At 68.0% G+C, this 7679-nt stretch carries 8 protein-coding genes and 1 pseudogene; 4 read left to right on the forward strand and 5 right to left on the reverse strand.

Annotated elements, in window-relative coordinates:
• The 3 genes and pseudogenes from AMK21_RS37285 to AMK21_RS33430 form a co-directional block, all read right to left on the reverse strand.
• A pseudogene (locus AMK21_RS37285) lies at window positions 1–77 on the reverse strand (transposase); the annotation flags it as partial.
• Window positions 78–139: 62 nt separating this feature from the next.
• Window positions 140–1282, reverse strand: a complete 1143-nt coding sequence (locus AMK21_RS33425; protein ID WP_073882899.1) for an ImmA/IrrE family metallo-endopeptidase — start codon at window positions 1280–1282, stop codon at window positions 140–142.
• Window positions 1283–1331: 49 nt separating this feature from the next.
• Window positions 1332–1664 carry a hypothetical protein gene (locus AMK21_RS33430; protein ID WP_073882904.1) on the reverse strand — a complete coding sequence of 111 codons (333 nt, stop codon included), beginning with the start codon at window positions 1662–1664 and terminating at the stop codon, window positions 1332–1334.
• A gap of 141 nt (window positions 1665–1805) precedes the next feature.
• On the opposite strand from AMK21_RS33430, the gene AMK21_RS35630 reads away from it, so the two are divergent.
• From AMK21_RS35630 to AMK21_RS37290, 4 genes are all read left to right on the forward strand, one after another.
• Window positions 1806–1946, forward strand: a complete 141-nt coding sequence (locus AMK21_RS35630; protein ID WP_167393076.1) for a hypothetical protein — start codon at window positions 1806–1808, stop codon at window positions 1944–1946.
• A gap of 93 nt (window positions 1947–2039) precedes the next feature.
• Complete coding sequence (locus AMK21_RS33435) at window positions 2040–2300, forward strand: multiubiquitin domain-containing protein (RefSeq protein WP_073882900.1); 261 nt, start codon at window positions 2040–2042, stop codon at window positions 2298–2300.
• Entirely contained in the window at window positions 2275–3438 is a 1164-nt protein-coding gene (locus AMK21_RS33440) for a ThiF family adenylyltransferase (protein ID WP_073882901.1), read from the forward strand. The genes AMK21_RS33435 and AMK21_RS33440 overlap by 26 nt, the downstream gene beginning before the upstream one ends.
• 50 nt (window positions 3439–3488) lie before the next feature.
• On the forward strand, window positions 3489–3839 hold the full coding sequence (locus AMK21_RS37290; RefSeq protein WP_073882905.1) for a DUF6527 family protein: 351 nt from the start codon (window positions 3489–3491) through the stop codon (window positions 3837–3839).
• A gap of 177 nt (window positions 3840–4016) precedes the next feature.
• Here the strand turns inward: AMK21_RS37290 and AMK21_RS33450 are convergent, their stop codons facing one another.
• A complete protein-coding gene (locus AMK21_RS33450) occupies window positions 4017–6671 on the reverse strand; it encodes a DEAD/DEAH box helicase (RefSeq protein ID WP_079181333.1) in 2655 nt (884 codons plus the stop codon).
• Between the two features lie 36 nt (window positions 6672–6707).
• Window positions 6708–6929, reverse strand: a complete 222-nt coding sequence (locus AMK21_RS35635; RefSeq protein WP_073882903.1) for a hypothetical protein — start codon at window positions 6927–6929, stop codon at window positions 6708–6710.
• Window positions 6930–7679 lie beyond the last annotated feature (750 nt).

Here is a 7679-nt window from a genome sequence, read left to right on the forward strand (position 1 = left end):
TCGGCCGCCTGCAGCCGTAACTTATCGCGAAACTGCTGCCGTTCGGCGGTCAGCCCGCCCCCTTGTGGATACCGCATACCTTCGGTGATACCGCAGCCACCGACCAGCCGTCACCCCCTACGACACCACGCGTTCAATCTCAGTAGTCGGCTTTGAGGTCTCCGGTGGGGGTGATCTCGATGGTGAGTTTGAGCTTGTTGCCGTGCGTCCAGTCCAGGGCGCGGTCGTACTGGAGGCGTCCGACGACGATGCCGGGGGCGATACCGGCTTGACGGGCGAAGGACTCGATTTTGGTGAAGGGCGTGGGGCGCTGGGCGAGGCGCCGGTAGGCGGCGGCGTGTTCCGGTGGGATGAGGGTGTCGGCGGCGAAGGCATCAGCCTCGGCTTCGCTGCGGTCTCTTTCGGGGGTTGTGTCGCTGTCGCGGCGGGTGTCGTCGATGAAGGTGAGGCGCTTGCCGTGCAGGAGGACATGACCGAGCTCGTGGAAGAGGGTGAACCAGAAGTGGTCGTCCTTCTTGAATCGGTCGCTGAGCGCTACGCCGACTTTTTCCGGGGTGAGCCACCGGGTGACCCCGGAGACGCGGCTGTTGGGGGGCGCGGGAACGAGGACCACGGCGACGCCGGCCTGGGCGCACAGGCGTGTGATCTCGGCACGCCAGACTTCGGGTTCTTCGATTGTCAGAGCACGCAGCCGGGGGAGGAGGTCCAGTAGGGCCGTGCGGTCGAACGGCGCGCAGATCAGTTCGCGGGCTTCGATCTCGGCCTGACGCAGCCAGACGGCGGTGGCGTAGTCGTCGGGCCTGAGAACGGTTGAGCGCCGGAACGCGGTCCGGTAGCCACGCCATACGTTCTCCGCGACCTCGGGGTCGGCGACGCCGAAGAACGTCAGCAGGCGTTCGAGGTTGTCTACGGTGCATTCCTTGGTCGGCAGGATGCCCCGCTTGACGAGTTCCGTCAGGGAGAAGCGCTTGAGCCAGTCGAGCTGGCTGCTGAGGGCTTCGCGGCTCTCGGCGCGGCTGACGTGGGTGCGCCAGGCGGCTTCCATCTGGTTCCAGAGGGAGGCTGGGATGCCGACGGCGCGCTCCAGGAGCAGTGCGGTCTCCGGGGTGAGGACGGCGCTGCCTTGGACGATCTGGTTGATGTGCTTGGTGGACAATCCGGTGCGGCGGGCGAGATCGGCCTGGGGGATGCCCAGTGTTTCGAGTTGCTCTTTGAGAGTGTCGCCTGGGGGTAGGACGTCGTCCGGGCGGTATGGCTGGTGTGTGGCGGCGGGCGGGGTCACGTGAGTGCCTCTCGGTCGGCGAGGCTGCGGGGCGGGCCTGAGGGCGGGGTCAGGGGCAGTGGATCGCGGTGACGATCACTGCGCGTACGGCGTGCTCGTCGAGGGTGCCGTCATCGAGGGTGGCAGGTGGGTCGTCGCGCGGGCGGACGACGAGGTCTCCATGAGTGCCGAGCGACACGAGTCGAGTGAAGCAGTCACCGTTGGCGGCGGGTCGCAGCCGCGCTGCCGCGATATGCCGCAGGTCAGCCAGCTGGTAGGCGGCTGACATCTGGCCGAGGCGTCGGAGCAGCGTGGTCGAGCCTTCATGGCCGAATCGATCTCTCCGGGCAGGGCCGCTGTTGCAGACACGGGCGAGCTCGGCGTCCTCAAAGACGATCTCCACCAACGACCTCAGAATCCTCTTCCGTATACCTACTGCTTCCATGCTATCCTCCGGATCAAGGTCGATAAGTTTCATGTACCTAGTAGGTACATGAAACTGGCCCCCGCTAGAGGTCGCAAGCACTCATCGAAGGGAAAGCCCATGGCAGGCAAGAGCAGTGCATCCAGTGGCAAGCGTGGCCGCAGTGCGATCACGGGCCGGTTCGTGAAGCAGTCGGCGGTCCGTCGCAGCCCGTCGACGACCGTCAACGAGTCGGCCTCGAAGAAGCCCAAGAAGAAGTAGCTCTCGTCCAGGACCCAATGTCAGGACAGCGCCCCGCCAGACGCCCCGGCACCCACCCGTCCGAACACGCGCTCCCCACTTCAGGAGGACCCCATGTCCCAGGACAGCCATGGCCCCAAGCCCGTCACGATCATCGTCAACGCCCGCCCCCACACCTGGGAGGCGAAGGAGATCACCTACGAGGAGGTCGTCAACCTCGCCTACCCCGGTCAGCCGCCGAACGAGCAGGACACCTACACCGTCCGCTACAGCCGCGGCCACGACGGCCACGGCACGGGCAGCCTCACCGCCGACCACAGCGTCCGAGTGAAGAAGGAGATGGTCTTCGATGTCTACCGCACTTCTCGCTCGTGACCCCGACCTCTCCCGCCTCCTCGACGACGGCTACGACATCACCCTCGTCGCCGGCCACATCATCGTCCGGATCCCGTACGTCACCGACAACCGCACCGTCGAGCGCGGCTTCCTCGCCCACCCCGTCACCATCGCCGGAGACCGCTTCGTCTCCGGCACCGACCACCGCATCTGGTTCGGCGGCTCCGCCCCCTGTGACGAGCACGGTCGCCCCCTGACCCTCGCCAATCCGGAAACACGGGTCATCGCCGACAACACGCAGGCGAACTTCATGCTCTCCAGCAAGCCCCCGGACGGCTACCCCGACCAGTACACGAAGATCACCGCGTACGCCCGGATCGTCGCCGACCACGCCCACGCCCTCGACCCCACAGCCACGCCCACACCCGGTGCCGCGTGGCAGGAAATCGAGGACGACAGCCCCTTCGCTTACCGCGACACCGCCACGTCCCGCGCCGGCATCACCGCCGTCAACCGCCGCTTCCGAGGCCAGCGCATCGCGATCGTCGGCCTCGGCGGCAGCGGCAGCTACATCCTCGACCAGGTCGCCAAGACCGAGGTCGACTCCATCCTCCTCATCGACGGCGACACCTTCGACAACCACAACGCCTTCCGCGCCCCCGGCGCCCCCACCCTCGACACCCTTCGCGCACGCCCGTCCAAGGCCGCCTACTTCGCCTCTGTCTACACCCACATGCACCGCGGTGTCACCGGCTGCGCGCAGTACCTCGACGAAGACAACCTCGCCCTCCTCGACGGGGCGACATTCGTCTTCCTCGCCTCCGACGACGCCGCCAGCAAACTGCCCGTCATGGACTGGCTCGAAGCCCACGACGTGCCGTTCATCGACGTCGGCATGGGCATCGAAGAGATCGACGGCCACCTCAGCGGACTGCTCCGCATCACCACCAGCCTCCCCGGCCGCCGAGACACCGCACGCCACCGCATTCCCCGACCCGCACCCGAACGCGACGCCTACGCAAGCAACATCCAGACCGCCGACCTCAACGCGCTCAACGCCATCTTGGCCGTCATTCGCTGGAAACGCTCCCTCGGCATCTACGCCGACGCCACCGACGAGGCCCACACCACGTACTCACTGATCACCAACGAGATCGCCAACGAGGACCTCCCGTGACCCCTCCAGACACCTTGCGCCCGGTCTTCACCAAGACCTTTCCCCCGGCCATGGACGCAGGGGTCCTCTACATCTCGATCCCCTACCGCACCTGCAGCCACCTATGCTGCTGCGGCTGCGGCCACGAGATCGTCACGCCTCTCTCCCCAGCCCAGTGGTCCCTCACCTATGACGGCGAGAACGTCTCCCTCACCCCCTCAATCGGCAACTGGTCCCTTCCATGCCAGTCGCACTACTGGATCCGTGCCAGCCGCGTCCGCTGGAGCCGCCGCTACACACCGGCGGAAATCGACCAGAACCAGGAGCGCGACCGCCGCCTACTGGCCGCCCACGACAGAGAAGAGCAGCGGCCGCGACGCAGGGCAAGTCTCCGCCGTTACTTCAGGTTCTGGCGTCCGTAGACCGGTGAAGACGTCGTGGAGCGCAAGAGACTGCCTTCCCCCCCGCCCGCAGCCTTCCCCATGGCCACGGGCGTGCGGATCTGACTGCCCCGCCCAGACGACGTGACAACCGAGTTGCAGCGGTCCTCACGCACGAGACCCCGGGATCGTCGCGGCCCCGGGATCTCGCTGTCGACGTCAGGCCCAACTGACACCCAGCTCCGCGAGGGCGGCGAGCTGCTCTGCGGTGAGCTTGTCGCGGCGTTGTTTCTGGTTGGAGTACCAGATCCCCAGGGCCAGATCGTGTTCCTGGTCGTCGATGACGATCTTCTCTCGGTGGGTCCGCTTCACCGTGGACTCGCCCTCTCGGGCGACGTACTGGGCGAGGGCGGTCAGGCCGCGTTGGAATGCCTGCTGTGCCTTGTTCGGGCCCTTCGTCGTACGCGCCGCCGTCGGGGCGGGGGCCGGTGCCTGGTCGGGCTGCACGCCGAGCTTCGTCAGTCGTTCTTGCTGTTCGGTGGAGAGCTGCTTCCAGGTGCCTGGCTTGCGTTGTTGCTGGAGCCATCGTCCGATGTCGTCGCCCTCGAAGAGCACGCCGGGCTGGATGTCGGGCAGCACTCCACCGTCCTCGTCGGCGGCGAGGTCGGCGAGCACCTTGTAGTGGCGTTGCCAGTCCAGTGGCCAGGGGCAGTTCCAGTCGGGGTCGATCTCCGTCAGCTGCTCCGCGCGTGCGGCGGCCCGTTCCGGGTCCTTCCCGAGGCCGTCCTTGCGGCGGAGGTTGGCCAGGTGCTGGCCAACCGGCACCAGGCCCTCTCCCTCGCCCCACATTGCGTCTTGTCGGGGTGCGAGGTATCCGATGGCCCGGTGGTAGGAGCGGAGTGCGGCGAGTTTGTTCTCCCATGCTTCGTCGCCGGGCTCCCAGACCATCCCGGCCTCGTCGAGGAGGTCTTTGCGGTGGGGGTCGAGTTCACCGGCCCGCAGTGATTTCCGCTGTTGGTGCACCCATCGCCCAAGCGGAAACCTCTTCGTCGTCCCGACCGCGGTCTCCACGTCATAGGGCACGGCGTACAGGCCGGTGATCCCGTTCTCGGCACGCCACCGGACCAGGGCTTGGTAGCCCTCCAACCAGACGAGGGACTGAGGGCGGATGACGCGGCAGCGGGTCAGGGCGGCGATGTCAGCAGCGTCGCGGGGGGAGGCGAAGTTGACCACGATCGAGGTGGCCCGGTCGACCTCCTGCTGCGCCTCGCCGGCCTCCTCGGGCATGTCCTCGTTCTCGGCGCCGGCCGCGGGGGCGGGCGGGATGTGGATGCGCCGCCGTTCGGTGCCGCGGGTCAGGGCGCGGGATGCGAGCTGGTCGACCATGCGTTCCGAGTGCGAGCGCAGGGCTTGGAGGATGTCGACCAGGGGCTGGTAGCTGGCCGAGGCGACCATGTCTTTCGGGTCCTCCCCGGGCTGGAGGAAGACGGGGATGATGATCCGCGCGGTCTTGGCCCGGCCGTCGGGGTTGGGCCGCAGGGCACGTCCGATGTTCTGGACGACGTCGACCTGGGAGCTGCGCGAGCCGACGATGCACACGGCCTCCACTCCGCGCAGTCCGGTGATGTCGACCCCGACCCCGAGAGCGCGTACTGAGGAGAGGAACGCCCGGTGCACCCGCCGATTCTGGGCGTCGATGCCGTTGGCGAACCGCTGGATCACCGCACGCCGGTGCGCGATGGGATGGTCCCCGCACAGCCAGTCCGCCCACACCCGGTCCGCAGGCACATGACGGCCCTCCTCCAGCTCATACAGCTCAGCGTCGATCGACGACGCGGGCAGCTCCTCCGCACCGGCCAGCGCCGCCGCCGAGGCCTCAGCGGCATACAGCTCGGCGGCGGTGCGCGGCATCTGCCCGGCGAACGCCTCGGCTTCCTCGACCCGCTGGTGGAACACCATGGTGGTGTGCAGATTCTGCTGCGCCGCGTGCTCCAGCAGCGCAGCCTGGAGCAGGGCCATGCGCCGGCCACGCAGGGCGTCCTCGGACAGGCCCAGGACCGGGTCCGGGTCGCGGATCTCGAGCACGTCGATCTCGAACCCCGCAAGGATCGAGCGTTCCACCGCCTCTGCCAGACCGAGATCAAAAATCCGGGTGCCGTAGGTGCTGGAGTCGTCCTCCATCGACGCGATCACCAGCTCCCGGCCGTCCCGGCCACGCTGCGGCCGGGGCGCGGCGAGGATCCGCGGGGTCGCGGTCAGGTAGAGCCGGAAGTCGACAGGGATCCGGCTGTTGTCATGGATCGCCGCCCACGGCCGCCCCATGTCCCCGGCCGTCATGTGCCCCTCGTCCAGAATGGCCAGGTCAAACGGCGCCATCCGCTGCCCGTACAGCCGCTCCCCGCCCGCCAGAGCCGATTCCAACGGCCCCGGGACAGTCCCACGCCCAGAGACATCGGCGGGGTCCTCACGGTCCACGAGAGAGGCGTACGTAGCGAACACGACCACCGGCCCGGACCCCGCCCACAGGGCGAGCTGGATGGGGTTGGTGGTGGTGCGTACTCCGAGCTGCTCCAGGACCTCGTCCCTGTCCACCGAGCAGACCGCGACCATCGGCGCGCGATGCCCGACCCGCCGCCAGGACTGGGCACTCTGCACGACCAGGTCCAGCGTGGGCACCATCACCAGAATCCGCCCGCCCGGGAAGTACTCCAGAGCGCACGAAGCGGTCGTGATCGTCTTACCGGACCCGGTCGCGGACACCCCCATGGCACGCGCCCCCTCCGGAGGCACAAAAGATCTTGCAGGAAATCCGACCCAGTTACGAAAGCGAAATTTCTGGTCGACCTGGTGTTCCTTGAGCGGAACCAAAAGCATTTTCAAGCCCTCCCCGATTCCTATTCCTGTGGTCCTTCAAATGGCCGCGTGCGGAATACAGACCGCACCCGAGCCGTTCCAGATCGACGCACCCGCCCTGTGCCAGCCGGGCTTTCCGTCCCTGAAGGGCGCCTGGTCGTCCAGGTCGTAGTGCCCGACACCGAGCGCGCAGAGGATGCAGTCCTCGTCGCTGTTCACCCTCCGCGCCGCACACAGACCGCCGGCCTCGCCCAGCACCCGGCGCCGCGCCGTGGCCATCCCCGGCCCGCCATGCTCCCGGGGCCTCGCTCACCGCCATCACGCCTTCGTACCAGCCGTCCTCGAACACAGCGCCCCCCAAGAAGCCGGCACCATGCCGTCCAGCTCCACCACCTCGCACTGCGCACCGGCGACCGCCCCGGCCTCCAGGTCGTCCGCTCGCTCGCGGGTACGCCCTGCGCCTCCAGGAGCGCGAACAGCCTCAACCGGGCGTTCACACCCGCCGTCTGGTACTGCGTCACCCGACGCAAGAATCGCTGACCAGCACGGGATCTGGTCCGGTAGATTCGCGGTGACCGGCCATCTGGCCATCCTCTCGGAAACTTGGGAAATCCCGAGCGACTGACGGGTGTCCCATATTTCTGCCAACAATACATGATGCATCTTCCTGAGGCGACAACACACTAGAACCCGCCACGAACGAGCGACCCCCGCTCCTCGTAGCCAGCCAGGCCCGCGTCAGCGGGCCCTGGGTCCTGGAGGCGCAGCCGGAAGGGCCCTTGAGGCGGGGGAGCGCAGCGGACCCGCCGGCTCAGGGCGGAGCGAAGCGGAGCCCAGGGCCAGCGTGGCAAAGCCACGCAGCTCCGGAAGCGCAGCGGACGGAGCGTCACTAAGCCCGCGCAGCGGGCTTAGTGACGCGGCCCGCGCAGCGGGCCGCCAGCGCTCCCGCGGAGCGGGAGCGCAACACCCGCGCGCAGCGCGGGTGTTCGCTTGCACATCGCGCAGCGATGTGGTACCCGCTCCGCGGGG

It is taken from the genome of Streptomyces sp. CB00316, from assembly GCF_001905595.1.
Classification (GTDB): Bacteria; Actinomycetota; Actinomycetes; order Streptomycetales; family Streptomycetaceae; genus Streptomyces.